This window comes from Phenylobacterium sp. VNQ135, assembly GCF_049445735.1.
Taxonomy (GTDB): domain Bacteria; phylum Pseudomonadota; class Alphaproteobacteria; order Caulobacterales; family Caulobacteraceae; genus Phenylobacterium.
Genome location: NZ_JBMSDS010000001.1, coordinates 912,563 through 930,729, shown reverse-complemented (window position 1 = coordinate 930,729; position 18,167 = coordinate 912,563). Strand labels below are relative to the sequence as shown.

Sequence of the window (18,167 nt, the reverse complement as noted above, 5' to 3'; positions counted from 1 at the left end):
CCGTCGGGCGAGCCGCTCCCGCGCAAGCTCAGGACAATTCGAATGATCAACGCCGAAACAAAGTCCGTGTCCTCCTCGGCTTCCTTCCTTACGGCGTCGTCGGCGCTGCGCGAGGCGGTGCACATCGGCGCCGACGATCTGCCCTTCGTGAAGCGGTCGGACGCCTCGGAACTGCAACTGCTGCAGGTCGATCTCACCAATGGGCTATGGGTGGTCCGTTCCCGCTTCAAGCCCGGTTGCCGCCTGCCGACGCATTATCACACGGGCCCGGTATTCGCCGTCACCAGCAAGGGCGAATGGAGCTACCTGGAATATCCTGAGCAGATCAATCGGCCGGGCTCATTCCTGTTCGAGCCCGCGGGATCGGTTCATACGCTGGCCGTGCCCGAAGCCCAGGCTGGCGAGACCGAGGTCTGGTTCGCCATCTTCGGAGCAAACCTGGACGTCGATGCGAACGGCGCCGTGACCCGTGTGGTCGACGCCGGCACCATCCTGAAATCCTACCGGGAAAGCTGTCGTCAGGCCGGCCTCTCGGCCGAGAGGGTTCTGGTCATCGGCGAATAGGCGCACCGTCCCGCCCGAGCCGGTCCGCGAACACGTTCCGCGCTCCCGCACCGGGGAGACAGCACGCACCGGCTCTTGCGGTGGGGCATCGTTGCCTGCAATTACCGACCATTCAGTATTCTGAATGCCCCTCTGTGCGAGGTATGTCGGTGCGAAAAACTCCCGCAAAAGAAGCGCCGTCGGTCGGGGCGGTGGTCAACGCGATCGCGATCCTGCGACAGGTCGCGTTCCAGCCCACGCCGCTGGGCGTCAATGCGCTGGCGCGCGCGGCGGGCGTGAGTCCCAGCACCTGCTATAACATCGTCAAGACGCTCACCGCGGAGGGGATGCTCGAGTTCGACGCGGTGTCGAAGACCTACACGGCCGGCTCGCTCCTGCTGTCGCTCGGCCTTCGGGGAGCCGAGGGACGCCGGGCGTTCGCCCGATGCGCCTTTCTGCTGGAGCCGTTCGCCGAGGCGCAGGGCGCGACCGTCGTGCTGTGGCAGGTGACCTCCCAGCGGCTCGTGCTCATCGGGTTGGCCGAAAGCGGCGCGGCCACACGCATCCACATGACGGCCGGGTTCCGTCTGCCGCTGCTGGCGGGCGCCGGCGGGCGCTGCGTGGCGTTCGCGCTGCCCGTGCCGAAGAGCACGATCGAGGCCCAGTTTCCCCAGCTGCGATGGGACAACCCGCCGACGCTCGAGAAGTACCTGCGTGAAGTCGAGCAGTCGCGGAGGCGCGGCTGGGCGCTCGATGACGGCGACCTGTTCTCCGGCATTTCAACGGTCTCGGTTCCGCTGCTCGATCAGCACGGGCGCCCCGCGTTCATCCTGGCCACCAGCTTCTTCCGTGGGCAGCGATCGAAGGCCGAACTCGCGAAGGTGGGGGCGGCGCTGAAGGCGCTGGCGCCGAGGGTGACCGCCGCGATCGCGGTTTGAGTGCAATCGCCTGAGGCTCGGCCGGCCCTCATAGGGCCTTCGGCTCAAGCCCCGCCGCAGCGTCAGGGGTCCCCCATCCGCTGCGGCGGGATCGTGAGTCAGGGGCCGCAGCGCGAGGGGGCGCCCTGTCCGTTGTCTTCGCCGCATTCGACGAGTGCGTCGGCCGGGCCCATGTCCTGAGGATCGTCGCTGACGATCGCCTCTTTGGCGTCGACGCCGTTTGACCATTGACCCATGTCGGTCAGGTCCACGTTGCAGTTGGTCCCGAAGCGGGCGCAGTCCGCGAGCGCCTGGTAATTCCGGTGCACGCCGTACCAGTCCAGGTAGTTGGCGGCGCCCTCCGTCGGCGTGGCGTGGTCGGCCACATAGGAGCCGTCGGACTGGATCTGGATGTGGTCCTTCTGGCTGTCGGGAATGTCGTAGGCCTCGAAGACGTCGATGCCCACGTTATGATCGGTCTTCGTGTCCTGATCATAGGCGATGACCTGGGCGTGAGCATGGCTGGGGATGTCGATCGGCCCCGTCAGCTCGACCCAGAAGGCCCAGGACGTGGCGTTCGACGACAGCCACAGGGAATTGCTGCCGGCGCCAAGGGCGGAGATCTCCTTGGCCAGCCAGGGCACCATGCCTGCGCCCAGCGAATGGCCCCAGATCCCGATGTTGGCGAGATCCATGCGGTTTCCGATCTGGCTGTTGAACTTCGTCGTGGCCACCTTGTAGCCGTCGAGAACCTGCGCGTAGTTCACGTCCGGCCGGATCGGATAGAGTGAGAAGTTCACGTAGATGACGATGAAGCCGTTGCTGACCATGTCGCTGACGAGGTTCGGGTAGTTGCTCGGCGCCAAGGCGCCCCAGCCCGGCGCGATCAGCACCACGGGGCGGTTCGCATCGTTACACGTTCCGCCGGTTCGCGGACTGCCGGTCCCGGTCGGGACCTTCACCCAGATGTACTCTGCGCGGTTGCCGTAGCCGGACTTGCCCGTGCCTTCCGTGCAGGGACCCGCGCCGCCGAGCTGGCCCATGGCGGGCTTCGTCGGCGGCGACTGCGCCGCCGCAGGGATCGCTACGGCCAAGGCCGTGAGCGCAAGGCTGCAGGCGACGAACGCGCCGCGAATGGTCTGCTTCATTGACGTCCTCCCATGTCGCTATTCTATTCAGTATTCTGAATGGAATAATCATAATACGAGATGGTCGCGGCGTCGACGATTTGTTGGCGATACGTCAATAGGGATTGGGCCGGGGCCGCGATGAGATGGGCCGGCGGACGAGCCCGCGCTGCACGTTGCGAGCGCCGTCCCTCTACGTCGGCCGTCCTCAGTTCTGAGCTTGTGTCGAAGCTGTCGCTCGACGCGACGGGGCGGCGCCTCGGCGCGTGCGGGCAGGGGCTCCCGAAGAGTTCCTCGGGAGCCTCGTCCAGCGGGCGTCCAGACGTCCTCTACGGCCTAGACGGCGGAGCCTTGGGGCGACAGTCCCACGAGTTCTCTGAGTACGCGTTCGGTGTCCTCGCCGTAGCTCGGTCCCGAGCGATCGAAGCGCCCGCCCATGTAGGCTGGCGTTTCGGAGAATTGCACCGGATGCTCCCGCACCGGCCAACGCCCGATCTCAGACTGATCGAGCTCCACCAGCCAGCCCAGGTGGCGCAGCTGCGGATCGTGATCGCAGCGGTCCTCGGCGGTCTGACAGACCCCTGCCGGGACGCCGCGCTTCTGGAGCGCCTCCATCAGCTGGAACGGATCGAAGCAGGTTGTCGCCTCGTTGATCAGCCGATCCAGCGCGTCCTGGCTGGCAAGCCGGTCGGCAAGACGCGCGAAGCGCTGGTCGGCCCGTAGCGATTCCAGCCCGAGGATGTCGGTCACGGCCAGCCAGTGCTCTTCGGTGAAGGCTGCGATGGCGATCCAGCGGTCGTCGCCGGCGGCACGGTAGATGCCGTGAGGTGCGGCCGGCTTGTAGGGCGAGCGGTTGCCGAACCTCGACCAGCGGCGGCCATTCACGGAATAATCCAGCGTCGCGGTCGACGTCAGGTAGAGGCCGGCGTCGCCCTGTGAGGCGTCGATGTGGCATCCAAGGCCCGTGGCGTTACGCCGGTGCAGGGCCGCCAGCATGGCGGTCGCCATGTTGTAGGCGCCGCACCAGTCCAGGTACGAGTAGCCGATACCCGCGGGCGGATAGGGCTCGGGCAAGCCGGACATTTCGCTGATGCCGGTGATCGCCTGGGCGCTGGGGCCGAAGGTGCGCATACGGCCGTAGCGGCCATGTTCCCCCAGGCCGCTCTGCTGAACATAGATGATGCTGGGGTTGAGTTCCTTCAGGCGCTCGTAACCGAGCCCCATGCGGGTCAGGGTGCCCGGCGAATAGCCTTCGACGATCATGTCGGCGTCGCGGATGAGCGCCTCGAGGCGGCGCCGGTCCTCGGGGTCCTTGAGGTTCAGGCCGACGCTCAGCTTGCCGGCGTTGATCTCCATGAAGCAGCCGCTGCGGTTCAGGTCCGGGGCCCACGTCGGCGCGGGGATCGGGCTGGTGGCGGCCTCCCGCTGCGCACGGCCGCCCGGCGGCAAGGCGCCGGCGGGGCTGAGCCGCATGCCGTCGGGCCGGCTCTCGTGCTCGACGCGGATCACCTCGGCCCCCATGGCCGCGAGGAACCGGCCGGCGCCGGCGCTGGCCAGCATCCAGCCCAGATCGATCACCCGGACATCGGAGAGCGCGAACGGACGGCCGAGCGCGCTCTTCAGGGGCGGAGCCTGCATACGCGCATTGGCGTGCACGCGCGGCGGCTCCCGGCGCGGCGTCCACTCGGCGGGGATGGTCGCGTTGTGCTCGCCCACCAGAGGCGCGCGCGGCCCGCGCCGCCACGCCACCTCGTCCGAGTACCACTTGGCGCCGCTGTACTTGAACGTCTCGCCGAGTTCGGGATGGTGAACATCGAAGAATGTCCCACGCTCCAGCCAGTGCGGATCGGCCAGGTTCTCCTCCGGTCGCCGGATGGGCGCCCAGGGTAGTCCGTGCCGCTGTGCATCGAGCCAGACGTCGCGATCGAAGGGCAGGCGGCCGACGAGCCGTTCCGTGAGGAACTCGAGCCTTTCGCGGGCGACCGGCGTGTCCCGGGCCGTCTCGTAGTGGGGATCCTCAAGATCGGCCTGCATGCCGTAGTCCCGCAGGACCGCGACCGTGTCATCCCAGATGTTGAACCCGGCCATAAGGTAGGTCCGGTAGGGGAGGACGTAGCGGCCGTCCTTGGTCGCCGCCAGCGAAGGACTGCGGGCGACCGTCGCCGAGTGCCGACAGGTCAGGCGGCGATGTACGGCGCGCAGGAACAGCCAGCTGGGGATGTCGGTCTCGGTATTCTGGCTGACGGCCTGGTGGACGCTGGTCGACAGCGACTGGCCGTGCCCGGACTTCTGGCGATAGATCAGCGCGGCGATGATCGACATCGCCATCATCTCGCCGGCGATATGATAGGCCTGCCAGATCTGCGGCGCGACCGGCGGCGTGTCGTACTTCCCCGCCGGGTCGGGGTCGTAGCCGCAGTTCATGGCGACGCCGCCCAGTGCGAGGTGGACGAGGTCGGAGGCCTGGCGATCGGCCCAAGGTCCCGTGTCCCCGAAGGGGCTGATCCGCGCGTGGATGAGGCCGGGGTTGGCGCCGGCCAGAGCTTCGCGCCCAAGGCCCCGCCCGTCCAGATAGCCGCGTGGCCGGCTGTCGAGAATCACGTCCGCCGCGATGGCCAGGTCGCGGAAGCGCGCCTGGTCCGCCGGATCGCCGAGGTCGAGCTCGAGGCCGCGCTTGCCGAAGTTGTAATGCCAGAAGTACAGGCTGCGATCGGGGTGCGGCTGGTCGTGGTAAAACGGCCCATACCCGCGCGTGATTTCTCCGCCTCGGGGCTCCACCCGCACGACGTCGGCGCCAAGACCGGCCAGGATCTTCCCGCAATACTCCCCCAGCTCGTCGCCGATCTCGAGAATGCGGACGCCGCCCAGGTAGCCTTCGTATCCTTCCCTCGCGTCAAGCCGCCCCGCATTCATTTCACCCGGCGAAGTCATTGACGGCTCCCCAACCCTGCTTGCTATTGACACATCGTCTGGAATACTACTGACAAAGCGTCAGTTCGCAACCGCCGCCGTGACTGGGCGAGGCGGAATTCGCGCCGTGCCCAGGAGAGCCAATGATGACCGCCGAGCCAATGCCGAGCTACAATTCGATCGACGTGAAGCTCGACGGCTCTGTCGGCATCGTGACGTTGAACCGGCCCGACCAGCTGAACGCGTGGGACTGGGAGATGGCGGCGGATCTCAGCGACGCCTACCGGCGGCTCGACGAGGACGACGGGATCCGCGCTATCGTGCTCACTGGCGCCGGACGGGCTTTCTGCGCCGGGGCCGCGCTGCTGCCGGGGGCCAAGAACTTCAACAGCGGCCGTCGCGAGGAGGTCGCGAAGGACTATCCCGAAGGCTTCCGCTCCGCCGACAGTCTGCGTACGCCGGTGATCGCGGCGATCAACGGCGCGGCCGTCGGCGCCGGGATCACCATGGCCATGAGCGCCGATATCCGCGTGGCCGCAGAGGATGCGACCATCGGGTTCGTCTTCCATCGGCGGGGCGTCATCCCGGACGGCGATCTCCTTTGGAGCCTGCCGCGCCAGATCGGTTACGGCGCGGCGATGGAATTGCTCCTCACGGGGCGGAAGATAAACGGCGTCGAAGCCCACCGACTGGGGCTCGTCTCGCGCATCGCACCCCGCGACAAGATCGTGCAGCTCGCGCTCTCCGTCGCCCATGAGATCGCGGAGAACGTCGCGCCGCTGCCGGCGGCGCTGACGAAGCTCGCGGCGCGCAAGCTGCTGCAGGAGCCGGACCGCGCGGTGGCGCGCGCCTTCCAGGACCGTCTCTTCGCCTGGTCGGTTCGACAGGCGGACGCGGCGGAGGGCGTGAACGCCTTCATCGAGCGCCGCCGGCCGAGCTGGCGCCTGTCGGCCAACGACGACTTCCCGCAGGAACTGTTCGACGTTCAGGACTAGGGGCGGGCGACAAGCCCCGGTTCCCGCAGGTTGTGCGGTTCCAACCAGGGTCCGTGCGCTTGGTGCGCCGGCGGGCGCCAAACGGCGCCGAGAGCCTTCTATGCCTTGATCAGGTCCCGCTGCAGGGTCCGCATCGCGAACAGCAGCAGGATGCCTGGCGCCACGTAGAAGCCGGCGAGCGAGAGGATCGCCTGCCGCAACGCCTTCGGGTCGGCGGTGGCGCAAAGCTCCCGCATCTCCGGCGACAACGCAGCGAGCGCGAGGCCCCGACACTGGCTTCGCGACAGCTCGCCGAGCCCGGCGCTGGCGACCTGCATCTGGAAGTAGAGGTCGGACAAGCCGCCGGCCACCACCGGGCCCAGTCCGAGGCCGACGAGGTTCAGCGCCAGCAGGAGTATGGCCGTGGCCGTGGCCCGCATGGCGCCGCCCACGACCCCCTGCACGATGGCGTACTGAGCGGCGACATAGCCGTACTTCACCATGGCTCCGGAGCTGACCAGGGCGATGGCGACCCAGGGCGTGTCGGAGGAGAAGCCGATCAGATAGAGCGGCGCACAGAGGAACAGCCCCAACGCCGGCAACCAGGTGATCGCGTTCGGATGACGGTGAGCCATGCGTTCCACCAACCAGCCCGTGACCAGCACGCCGATCGACGCCGCCACGGCGGAAGGGATGTTGAAGAAGAGCGACGCCTCCACTTGGGAGAAGCCGTGAACTCGCCGCACGAAGGAGGTCTGGAAGGTGTTGATGCCGTAGGTGCAGAAGCCCGCGGTGGTCGCCGCCGCCGTCATCCACCAGAACGTGGGCTTGCCCGCCAGAACGCGGATGAGCTCCCGCAGCGTCGCGCGCGTCCGGGGCGCCGCGCCTGGCGGGTCGGTATAGCCTCTCGGCGGCTCCTTGACCGTCAACTTGAAGCCGACGGCCGAGATGACGCCGACCAGGCCCATGAGGACGAAGCAGCCGCGCCAGGCCATCGAGGTTCCGTCCCGGCAGGCCTCCGCAGCGGCGTCGGTGAGATTTGGAAGGTTGTTGGTCGAACAAGCCGCAGCCGAGAGGGACTGGGTGACGCCGCGCGCCGCGGCGGCTGCGGACGTGAAATGGCTGCGCAGGAGCTCGTTCACCGGCCCGCCGATCAGGTTGGCCGCCAACGCGCCCAGGGTGCCGCCCATGGCGAAGAAGCCCACCGCCGTGGAGCGTTTGGCAGGCGGATAATAGTCGGCGATCAGGGAGTTGGTCTGGGGCGTGCATCCGGACTCAGCGATGCCCACCAGCATTCGACACAGGGCCATCACGGCAAATCCTGAGATCGCCAGGCCGCCGATGTCTATCGGATAGGCCAGCCCCATGAGTGCGGTCGCGAGCGACCACATGACGATGCAGGCCGTCATCACCCACACGCGCGAGCGGGTCTCGGACAGGAAGGCGATGGGGATGCCGGCGAAGGAATAAAGGACGGCGAAGGCCAGTCCCTTGAGCAAGCCGAACTGTGTGTCGCTGATCTTCAGATCTTCGATGATCGGTTCAGACAGGATGGTCGGCAGGGCGCGGTCGGAAAGGTTCAGCACCGCCACGAACAGCAGCGCGCAGAGCACGTAGCTGCGATAGGCGCGCGTGCCGTAGCCGGTCACGTGGGCGGCGGTCTGCTCTGTGTCGCTGGCCGTCGGGTTCGTCATCGCGCCCACCGGTCCTTCCGCAGTTGCTCGAAGCCGGCATGCTCCGGGATAATTATACACGGTGTCAACAACGTTGGAGTGGCGGGGCCCGAGGCTGCCCGCCGTCAAATTGGCGCGCAATCTCACCGGACATCTATTGACGAGATGTATAATATGCTACTGACATGTCGTCAGCCTGGTCGTTCTCCTTGACCCAGGCAGGCGGGGCGCGCGCCCGTACAAACAATCTTGGGGGTTTAGGGATGAAGCTCTTCGGTACTGCCTCTTGGGGCGTGTTGGCCTCGGCGCTGTTGAGCGGGGCTGCGCACGCCCAGACCGCCGCGCCGCAATCGAACACATCCGAGGTGGAGGCCGTGATCGTCACGGCCAACAAGCGGGCGGAGAATCTCCAGAAGGTCCCCCTGAGCGTCGTGGCCGCGACCGGCGACGCGCTTCGCGAGCGCGGAATCACCAACCTCCAAGACCTGCGCCAGATCGATCCGAGCCTGAACTTCCGCATGTCGATCTCCCCGCAGAGTTCGGCGTTCGCGGTGCGCGGCGTGGGCACGTCGACCTATTCGGCCGGTCTCGAGCAGAGCGTCTCGACGCTGATCGACGGCGTCATCCTGAACGACGCCTCCGCCGCGGCGATCCTGGCGGATATCGACCGGGTCGAGGTGCTGCGCGGGCCGCAGGGCATGCTGTTCGGCAAGAACGCCTCGGCCGGGGTGATCAGCATCACCACCAAGGACCCGAAGATCGGCGTGTTCGAAGGCGAAACCCACCTGAGCTTCGGGGAAAACAACGAGCGCGTGCTCCAGGGGATCGTCAACGTTCCGATCAACGACGACCTCGCGGCCCGGCTGGTGGTGACGCACAACCATCTCGACCCGTGGTTCCACTACCCGGTCTTCAACAAGGATGTGGGCGGGATCGACATCAACGGCGTCCGCGCCAAGCTGCGCTGGCAGCCCAGCGACAAGTTCAACGCGGTCCTGTCCTTCGACGCCAACTACTCCGGCGAGTACTGCTGCAACAACGTGACCCGGTATGTGCCGGCCGCCAATTCGCCGACCGGGGTCGCCAACGCCCAGTACGGGATCGTCGCCAGCCCGAACAATTTCTCCGCCGCGGCCGACAACCTGCCGGAAGGCAACGGGCGAGTGGCGGGCGGCGCGCTGAACCTGGAGTACAAGCTGCCGGGCGGCTACACCCTCACGGCCATCACCGGGTATCGTCAGACCAACCGGCGGGCCTTCTACGACGCCGACTACGCCACGTTCAGCAACGTGGACCGCAACGGCGGCGCGACGAAGAATGCGAACTTCAGCCAGGAACTGAGGATCACTTCTCCCGTCTACGAACGCTTCGACTACGTGGCGGGGCTCTACTATTTCAACTCGCGCGTCCGCTCGCTCTCCACCCAGGAGGGGTCGTTCCACACGCCGCCGTTCGGAAGCGCGACGACGCCGCCGAACCTGCGGGTCCTGTACAGCGGCTCCAACGACGCGACCGTCACCTCGGACCACGCGGCGGTGTTCGGTCAGGGGCGGCTGCGCGTGACCGACACCCTGACCCTGACGGCGGGCGCCCGCTACACGCGCGACGATCTCAGCCTTCAGTACCTGGTGTATCCGACCAATCCGACCGGCGCGCTCTATCGGCCGACCACGCCCTTCTATGTCGGCTACGACGGGCCGTATCCCTCCAATGTGCCCTGCATCACCAAGGCGCAGGCGCTGGCGGCCAACGCCCCGGCGACGGAGAACTGTTTCCCCGCCTATCGGGAGAAGACCGACGCCGACAACCTGTCCTGGCGCGTGTCCGTGCAGAACCAGTTCACGCCCGACATCATGGTCTACGGAACCGTTGCGCGCGGCTACAAGGGCCCCGGGTTCAGCGCGCTTGGCCTGTCCGCGCCGCTGCTGCGGGCGGGCAACAACCCTCAGCAGGTCCGGCCCGAGATCCCGACGACGTACGAGGTCGGGGTCAAGGCCTCGTTGTTCGATCGCCGCCTGGTGATCAACGCCGACGTCTTCCAGACGGACTACAAGGACTTCCAGCAGCAGGTGTTCTCGGCGACGCCGGCTGGCTTCGTCACCCTGGCCAAGAACGCGGGCGACGTGAGCGTCAAGGGGCTGGAGGTGAACGCCACCGTCCGTCCCGTCCCCGAACTCACGATCTCGGCCGGGACCACCGTGCTCGACGCCCACTACGGCGACTTCGCAGGCGTGCCCTGCTACGTCTATCTGACCAACCCCGCGACCGGGACCACCGCGCGCCAGGCCGGGTGTGACCCGGCCTCGAACTCGATCAACGCGTCGGGCAACCGTCTGGCGGGAGCGCCGGAGGTCCAGGTGAACCTGTCGAGCGCCTATGACCGGCCGAACATGTTCGGCGCCTACTCCGGCCACATCCGGTTGAACTACGTCTGGCAGAGCGACGTGTTCTACAACCCGAACGGCGACCCTCTGCAGCGGCAGGAGCCGTTCGGCCTGCTGGGCGGCGAAGTGGGCATCGGAGCCGACGACGATCGCTGGCGCCTGACGCTGTACGCCACGAACATCCTCAACAAGCACTGGGCCGCGGCCATCAGCGCGGCGCCGAACCAGGCGATCAATCCGGGGGGGACGGTCCACTACTTCGGGCCGCAGGCCTTCCGGCACGTGGGGGTGAGGCTGGACGCCCGCTTCTGAGCCGGTGACGCGGCCGATCTGCACGACCCGTCGCCGGGACGTGCGGTATCGGCCGCTTCTCCGACCGAACCCGTGAGAGGCGCGACCGCGCCGGCGGTTCGGTCTAAGGGTTATCCGGAACCCGGAAGCGCGGCGCTGGGCGCGGCCGCACCTCTAGGCCATGACCCCGCCATCGATGACGAAGGCGGCGCCGGTGCAGTAGTTGCTCTCGTCGGACGCCAGGAACAGGACGAGCGGCGCGACTTCGGCGGCCGAAGCGTGCCGGCCGCCCAGCGGCACCGTCGAAGCCAGGCGGCGGAAGGTCTCCGCCTCGCCGTCGGTGACGACATCCATCATATCCGTCTCGATCATCCCCGGATGGACCGAATTGACCCGCACCCCGTGCGGGCCGAGCGTGCGCGCCGCCGACCGGGTCATGCCGGTGACGGCGGCCTTCGATGCGCCGTAGGCGAAGCCGTTCGGAGCGGCCCGAAGGCCGGCGATCGAGGACACGTTGATGATCGAACCAGAGGCTTGCTTCATCATCACGGGCGCGACGGCCTTCATGCCGAGGAAGGCGCCCACCTGATTCACGTCGATGACCTTTCGGTAGAGGTCCAGGCTGGTGCCGAGGAGATCGCCACGGGCGAAGATCCCCGCGTTGTTCACGAGAATGTCGACCCGGCCATACCGAGCCACGGCGGTGTCGACGACCTCTTGCCAGCCCGCCTCGTCAGACACGTCGTGACGCACGAAGACGGCGCCGAGCGCGTCCGCGGCTTCCGTTCCGGCCTCGAAATCGATGTCGGTGATGACCACCTCGGCCCCCTCGGCGCGGAAAAGCGCCGCCTCCGCTTTCCCCTGCCCGTGCGCCGCCCCGGTGATCACGGCGACCTTGTCCTTCAAGCGCATCACGGCCTCCTTGTCGTTTCCGATCCGAGCGGCCTTGCGCGTCATCCTCTTCGGAGACCGGGCGCCACCCAGCGATTGCTATTGTCGGTTTGTCTAATATACTACTGACATGATGTCAGCGGCCGGCGGAGCAATCGCTCTCACGGATCGACATGACACGCGATGGGGGAGGGTGGACGATGAGAAGGGCGCTTTGCGGCGCGTCGAGGATTGCGCTGATCCTCGGGCTTGTAAGCGGAGGTTCGGCGGCATGGGCGCAGGAGGCGCTCGACGCCGCTCAGGAAGGCAATGTGGAGGCCGTCGTCGTCGTCGGCTCGCTGATCCGCACGGCGGCGGAGGACGCGCCCAAGCCGGTGGAGGTCTTCACCTACGACGAACTCAAGAAGCAGGGTTCGCCCTCCACGACGGAGTTCATTCGCACGCTGCCGAGCGCGGCGCTGAACACGGACAACATGGGCGGCGCCACGGCGGGCGCCCTCGTCGTCGCCAACGGCCGCCAGCGGATCGATCTGCGGGGCGTCGGCGTGGACGGAACCCTCGTCCTGCTGAACGGCCGCCGCCTGACCGCCGCCTCGGGCGGCGGCGACATCAATACGATCCCCATGGACGCCATCGGCGCGATCGAGGTGCTGAAGGAGGGCGCGTCCGCGACCTACGGCGCCGGCGCGGTCGGCGGGGTGGTCAATTTCCGCACCCGACGAGATGTCGACGGACTTGAGATCACCCTGGGCCGCACGCTCTACAAAGGCAGCGAGGGGGCCTACCGGGCCAACGTCCTGGGCGGATGGACGGGCAGCGGCGGCAACGTCCTGCTGTCCGGTACGTACGAAAAGGAAGACTCCATGCTCGCGACCAAGCGCGACTATGGCGATCTCCCCTTCGCGGTGAATCCGTCGGGCTGGGCGCTCTCCAACACCACCGCCCGTTTCCACCGGTACGCCAACTGGGCGGCGGCGCAGCCCTCGAACGCCGCGCTCGGGTCCGGTGGCGGCGTGGTCGGCGCGCACTTCAACGACTTCAGCAGCGACAATGACTGCGCGACTGTCGGCGGCGCCCTTATCCGGGACCTGCAGCCCGGCGGCGGCGGGGCGACGCAGACGCTCTGCGCCTTCAAGCCCGCGCCGTGGACGGACATGGTGCAAGGCTTCACGCGGTATCAGGTCTATGGCGAAGCCAACGCCAACCTGTCGGACACGATGCGGTTGCACGCCGAGGCGACCTACAACAGGTACGACAGCACGGGCGTTCGCCCGCCGGGCGCGAGCCCTATCGCTGCCCGGGCGATGGACCCCGCCATCGCGACGGTCTGCGCCACGACGAGCTGCCGCTACCTGGTGCCGTACGAGCAGGCCGTCTACACCGTCGGCGGCCAGGCCACCGGCACGCTGGTGCAGAATCCCTTCATCGCGGACTTCAACCGCCGCCAGGCGGGGACGGCGAACGACGTCGGGCCCGGCATGGCGCTGCTGACGTCCTCGATCTATCGGCCCTACCTCTTCGGCGGGCATCCCCAGTACGATTACGGGCCGATCAAGTCGAGCGTGCGGCGCGAGGAGTACAGGGGCGCCCTCGGGTTGAAGGGGGAATTCGGCGACAACACGATCTTGGGCGCCGTCTTGAACGGCGTGACCTACGACTATTCGGTTCAGTTCAGCCGTTACAAGCAGACGAACCTCGACAACGGCGACTGGTTCGCGAACCGCCTGCAGGATGCCCTGATGGGTTACGGCGGGCCGAACTGCAAGGCCGTCGATCGCGTCCCCACCGACTATTCGAGCGCCGCGGCCTTCAACCGCACGATCGGGATCCAGTCCGACACGGCCCCCGGGACGAACGGCTGCCTTTGGTTCAACCCGTTCCAGAGCAACTTCCAGACCTCGGCGGCGAACGGAGCCGTCAACCCCAACTTCCCCACGTCGGGTTCGCCGAACTGGGGGGCGGGGGCGACCCAGGCCTCAAGCACGGGTCCGGCCGGCTTCCTGAACGACCCGACGTTGATCGACTGGATGTGGAGCGAGCGGAGCACCAGCCTCACGGACACCTCCCTGGTGTTCGACGCCGTGTTCACGGGCAAGGTTCCCGAGAGCCTGTTCACGCTGCCGGGGGGCGCGATCGGCTGGGCTGCGGGTACGCAGTGGCGGCGGTACGAGCGATCGGGCGCGGTGCTCGCTCCCGACGAGGAGGAGCAGCGCCTCCTGTCGCAGCTGTGCCCCTACTCGCATACCGGGCAGACGCCGCAGCCGCCGATCCCGCCCAATGTGCGTCCGACGTCGCGGGGCTGCCCCGGCGACCAGGGGACCGGCAACTTCTATTCGCTCTCGCGCCGCATCTACCCGGGCGAACTCGTCACGCAATCGACCGAGTTCGACACCGAGGCGCTCGCATTCTTCGGCGAATTGAGCCTGCCCGTATTCGACAGGCTCCACGTCAGTGCGTCGGCCCGCCAGGAGTCCTTCAACGGGGGCGACCTCAAGGGGACGATCTGGAGTGTCGCGGGCAAGTGGAACGTGACGGACAGCGTGTACGTGCGCGCATCCTACGGCACCAACTTCCGGGCGACGGATGCGCTCTACCTCACGCCAGGCTCATCGCAGCTCATCCTTGCGTTCGACAACACGCGGTTCGGGACGGGGTACAACTATCCCACGCTCACCACGGTCGATGAGGACATCCGGCCCGAGAACGCCATCACCTATAACTTGGGAGTGGGATTCCAAGGGGAGGTGCTTGGCGGCTATCTCCGGGCCAGCGTCGATTACTGGGGAATCCAGATCAAGGACCAGGTGGTCACGTCGCGCAGCCTCGCGGTCATCGACGACGTCTTCCACGCCGGCGTGCCGGGGGTCGGCACCACCGCCCATGTTGCGGACTGCTCGGCCCGCCTGATCTCGTTCATCGCGTTCAACAACGGGCCCTGCCAGCAGGGGGTGACGACCGCGGCCAACGTGTCCCTGGTGGACATCGTGGTCGGCAACGGTCCTCGCTTCGATACGAACGGCCTCGACTATGACGTCTCCTACATCCACCCGCTGTTCGGGGGCGACGTCACGCTTTCGGCGAACGCGACCCAGACCGTGAAGTACGAGGCCGGGGACTTCGTGCTGAACGGCGTCGTCTTCGAAGCCGGCGGCGACCGGCTGGGCTACAGGAACTCGAGCCAGACGGGATCGCCAAGCCAGAGGTGGCGCGGCAACGCCTCGGTGCGCTGGGCCAACGACGAGCACAGCATCGGTCTGCGGGCCAACTACTTCGACGGCTTCAAGGACGAGCCGGCCGAATCGCGGACGCCTATTGTCGACGCGCCGGGGACAGTCAACGACGTGTTCAGCGAATACGGTCGCGGTAAAAAGGACTACATCACCGTCGACCTGAACTACATCTACAATCCTGCCCGATGGAAGGATCTGACGCTCCGGGCGAACATACTGAATCTGTTCGATCGAGATCCTCCGCCGTTCCAGGCTTTCGTGGGTTACGACACCCTGGTGGGCAATCCTCGTGGTCGGATGCTGCGGCTCGAGGCGACTCAGAAGTTCTAAGATCTCTCGGTCCGGATCCCTCCCGTCCGGATCGGATCGTTCGGCTTCACGGCTGAGCGTCCGTCTCCGAGTACCCTCGCCCCCGCCCTCGCGGCGGGGGCGCCTCTTCTCAAGTACGCCGCGGACCGCCTGCAGGCGGCGCGGTCTTCGTGGCGAAGCCGGAGCGCCCGGCTTCTGAACGGCAACGAGACCAAAGGAGAACTGCAATGCGGCGGATTGGGATTGCAGGAGCAGCGCTCGGGCTGGCGCTGGCGGCAAGCGCCCAGGCGGAGCCTCAGCGGCCGGCGGCCAACGACTATTCCAGACCGGAAGCCTGGCTGTGCCGGCCCGGCCGTTCCGGCGACGCTTGCGACATTGACCTCAGCGCGACCGTGGTCGCGGCCAGCGGCGCCTATTCCGTCGAGCGCGCGAGACGCAGCCAGAACGCTCCGATCGACTGCTTCTACGTCTATCCGACCGCCTCGAGGGACCCGACGCCGAACTCCGACATGATCCCTGGGCCGGAGGAGATCGAAACGGTCGCGCGGCAGGTGGCCCGGTTCGGCCTGGTCTGCCGGGTCTTCGCGCCCATCTACCGGCAGGTCACCATCCCGGCGCTGAGCGCGGCGGCGGCGGGGAAGCCGATGGCCGTCGATCGTGACCTCACCTACGGCGACGTCCGCGACGCGTGGCGGGATTACCTGAAGCGGGACAATGCGGGTCGGGGCGTCGTCCTGATCGGTCACAGTCAGGGCGCGTACGTGCTGAAGCGTCTGATCCAGCAGGAGATCGACGGCAAGCCGGACCAGGCCAAGATCGTCTCTGCGCTGCTGATCGGGAACGATGTCGTCGTCCCTGCAGGCAAGGACGTCGGGGGCGACTTCAAGGCGCTGCCGCTGTGTCGCGCCAAGGGCCAGACCGGCTGCCTGATCACCTATGCGACGTTCCGTGAGAGCACGCCGCCGCCGGAGAACAGCCGGTTCGGGCGGACGACGCGGCCTGGGATGCAGGTCGCCTGCACCAATCCCGCGGCGCTGGAAGGCGGCTGGGCGGTGATGGAGCCGGTCTTCGGGGCGACGTCGATGCATCCGACCGCCCTGCCGCCGAAGCCCTGGGTGACCCCGATGCGGCCGATCAAGACGCGCTACGTGAAGGTCCCCGGCCTCATCAGCGGGGGGTGCGTGACGGACGCGGCCGGCACGCGCCTGGCCATTCGGGTGAACGGCGATCCGGCCGATCCGCGCACCGACGAGATCACCGGCGACCACACGGGGCCGGAGGGGTTCCGCACCGAGTGGGGCCTGCATTCCCTCGACGTGCCCGTGGCGCTGGACAGCCTGATCGAGGCCGTCCGCGCACAGGCCGCCGCGTGGATCCGCCGCTAGACGCGCCTTCGCCGCGAAGGGCCTCGCCAGGCCGGAGGTGATGGACCGCGGGCGACGGGGTCCTCGCCGTCCACGCGACCTTGATGGCTTATTGACGAAACGTATAATAAATAGACGGACGCGCGTCGCCCTCTCGCCGGGCCGACCGGAGGAATAAGCTCAGCATGACCATCGCCCCTCCGATCGCGCCCGACGCGCCACCCACGCCCGCCATCCCGCTGGTGTCCGAACGGTTCCGCCGTTACGCGCTCCTCATCCTGATGCTCACCTACACCGTGAACTATCTGGACCGGCAGATCGTCACGATCCTGGCCGAGCCGATCAAGAACGAGCTCAAGATCACGGACACGCAGCTGGGCCTGCTCACGGGGTTCGCCTTCGGCATCGTCTACGTGGGCCTTGGCCTGCCGCTCGCCAGGCTCGCCGATCGCATGAACCGCGTGTGGATCATCACGGGCTCGCTCGTGGTCTGGAGCGGCTTCACCGCGCTTTGTGGGCGAGCGGTGAGCTTTCCCACCCTGGTGGCCGCCCGCATGGGCGTGGGCGTCGGCGAGGCGGGTTGTGCGCCGACCTGCCACGCGCTGATCGCGGATTACACGCCCAGGGAGAAGCGGGCCTCGGCCCTGGCGATCTTCCAGATGGGCGGACCGATCGGCGGCTTGTTCGGCCTCGCCCTGGGCGGGGTCATCGCCGATGTCTTCGGTTGGCGCACCGCGTTCCTGCTCGCCGGCCTGCCGGGGCTTCTTCTGGCGGTGGTCGTGTTCTTCACGCTCAAGGAGCCACGAGACGCCATGGCGGCCGAGGCCGCCCAAGCGGCTCGCGCCACCCGCATGACCTTCCGTGCGACGCTGACCTATCTGATGCGCAAGCGAACCTTCTGGCTGATGAGCTTCGCCGCCTCGATCAAGGCGTTCATCGGGTATGGTCACGCGCCGTTCACCGCCGCGTTCCTGCTGCGTGTCCACGGCGACGAGGTCGCCACGCTCGCCAGCAACTTCGGCCTCAAGCCCGTAGGCTTCATAGGCATCAGCCTTGGTCTGCTGAGCGGCGTTTTCGGCGCGACCGCCAGCTACGCCGGCGGCGTCATCGCAGACCGCTTCGGCGGCCGGGACCTGAGGGCCTACGCCTCCGTGCCGGCCATCGCGTCGCTCGCCACCGTCCCGTTCTTCACGATCGCCATGACGGCGGACAGCCTGGTGGTGGCGCTGCTCTTCCTGATCCCCAACTACGTGCTGGGAGCGCTCTCTCACGGGCCGGTGTTCGCCTCGGCTCAGGGCTTGGTCCCGCCGCAGATGCGCGCGACCTGCGCGTCCATCGTGCTCTTCATCATCAATATGATGGGCCTTGGCCTGGGCGCCCTGGCGGTGGGCGCGCTCTCGGATCTGTTCAACTTCGGCCTTGGACTAGGCAAGGCGGAGGGCGTGCGCTGGGCGCTGATCGTCTCGGCCTATTTCGGCCTGATATCAGCGGCTCTCTTCTGGCTGGCCCGCAAGTACATTCGGGAAGAGATGGTCTCGTGAAGCCTCCGGGGAG

At 67.4% G+C, this 18,167-nt stretch carries 11 protein-coding genes; 7 read left to right on the top strand and 4 right to left on the bottom strand.

The window, feature by feature from the left end:
- Positions 1–42 precede the first annotated feature (42 nt).
- Positions 43–564, top strand: a complete 522-nt coding sequence (locus ACO2Q0_RS04645) for a 2,4'-dihydroxyacetophenone dioxygenase family protein (protein WP_423350306.1) — start codon at positions 43–45, stop codon at positions 562–564.
- 143 nt (positions 565–707) lie between these two features.
- Positions 708–1,481 (top strand): IclR family transcriptional regulator, encoded by a 774-nt coding sequence (locus ACO2Q0_RS04640; RefSeq protein ID WP_423350305.1) that lies wholly within the window; start codon positions 708–710, stop codon positions 1,479–1,481.
- Between the two features lie 98 nt (positions 1,482–1,579).
- Here ACO2Q0_RS04640 and ACO2Q0_RS04635 read toward each other — a convergent pair whose 3' ends face one another.
- Both ACO2Q0_RS04635 and ACO2Q0_RS04630 read right to left on the bottom strand, forming a co-directional pair.
- Positions 1,580–2,608 (bottom strand): alpha/beta hydrolase family protein, encoded by a 1,029-nt coding sequence (locus tag ACO2Q0_RS04635; RefSeq protein WP_423350304.1) that lies wholly within the window; start codon positions 2,606–2,608, stop codon positions 1,580–1,582.
- Positions 2,609–2,923: 315 nt separating this feature from the next.
- On the bottom strand, positions 2,924–5,518 hold the full coding sequence (locus ACO2Q0_RS04630; RefSeq protein WP_423350303.1) for a CaiB/BaiF CoA transferase family protein: 2,595 nt from the start codon (positions 5,516–5,518) through the stop codon (positions 2,924–2,926).
- A gap of 125 nt (positions 5,519–5,643) precedes the next feature.
- Between ACO2Q0_RS04630 and ACO2Q0_RS04625 the strand changes: the two genes are divergently transcribed.
- The gene (locus tag ACO2Q0_RS04625) at positions 5,644–6,492 is read left to right on the top strand and encodes an enoyl-CoA hydratase/isomerase family protein (RefSeq protein WP_423350302.1); all 849 of its coding nucleotides are present in this window, start codon (positions 5,644–5,646) and stop codon (positions 6,490–6,492) included.
- A gap of 98 nt (positions 6,493–6,590) precedes the next feature.
- On the opposite strand, the gene ACO2Q0_RS04620 is transcribed toward ACO2Q0_RS04625, so the two are convergent.
- The gene (locus tag ACO2Q0_RS04620) at positions 6,591–8,165 is read right to left on the bottom strand and encodes a spinster family MFS transporter (protein WP_423350301.1); all 1,575 of its coding nucleotides are present in this window, start codon (positions 8,163–8,165) and stop codon (positions 6,591–6,593) included.
- A gap of 242 nt (positions 8,166–8,407) precedes the next feature.
- On the opposite strand from ACO2Q0_RS04620, the gene ACO2Q0_RS04615 reads away from it, so the two are divergent.
- The gene (locus tag ACO2Q0_RS04615) at positions 8,408–10,840 is read left to right on the top strand and encodes a TonB-dependent receptor (RefSeq protein WP_423350300.1); all 2,433 of its coding nucleotides are present in this window, start codon (positions 8,408–8,410) and stop codon (positions 10,838–10,840) included.
- A 153-nt stretch (positions 10,841–10,993) separates the two neighbouring features.
- On the opposite strand, the gene ACO2Q0_RS04610 is transcribed toward ACO2Q0_RS04615, so the two are convergent.
- Positions 10,994–11,731 (bottom strand): SDR family NAD(P)-dependent oxidoreductase, encoded by a 738-nt coding sequence (locus ACO2Q0_RS04610; protein WP_423350299.1) that lies wholly within the window; start codon positions 11,729–11,731, stop codon positions 10,994–10,996.
- Positions 11,732–11,910: 179 nt separating this feature from the next.
- On the opposite strand from ACO2Q0_RS04610, the gene ACO2Q0_RS04605 reads away from it, so the two are divergent.
- The 3 genes from ACO2Q0_RS04605 to ACO2Q0_RS04595 all read left to right on the top strand — a co-directional run bounded on the left by ACO2Q0_RS04605 (position 11,911) and on the right by ACO2Q0_RS04595 (position 18,154).
- Positions 11,911–15,270 carry a TonB-dependent receptor domain-containing protein gene (locus ACO2Q0_RS04605; protein ID WP_423350298.1) on the top strand — a complete coding sequence of 1,120 codons (3,360 nt, stop codon included), beginning with the start codon at positions 11,911–11,913 and terminating at the stop codon, positions 15,268–15,270.
- Between the two features lie 206 nt (positions 15,271–15,476).
- Complete coding sequence (locus tag ACO2Q0_RS04600) at positions 15,477–16,634, top strand: DUF3089 domain-containing protein (protein WP_423350297.1); 1,158 nt, start codon at positions 15,477–15,479, stop codon at positions 16,632–16,634.
- Between the two features lie 164 nt (positions 16,635–16,798).
- Positions 16,799–18,154: a spinster family MFS transporter gene (locus ACO2Q0_RS04595; RefSeq protein WP_423350296.1), complete on the top strand. Its 1,356-nt coding sequence runs from the start codon at positions 16,799–16,801 to the stop codon at positions 18,152–18,154.
- Positions 18,155–18,167: the final 13 nt, after the last annotated feature.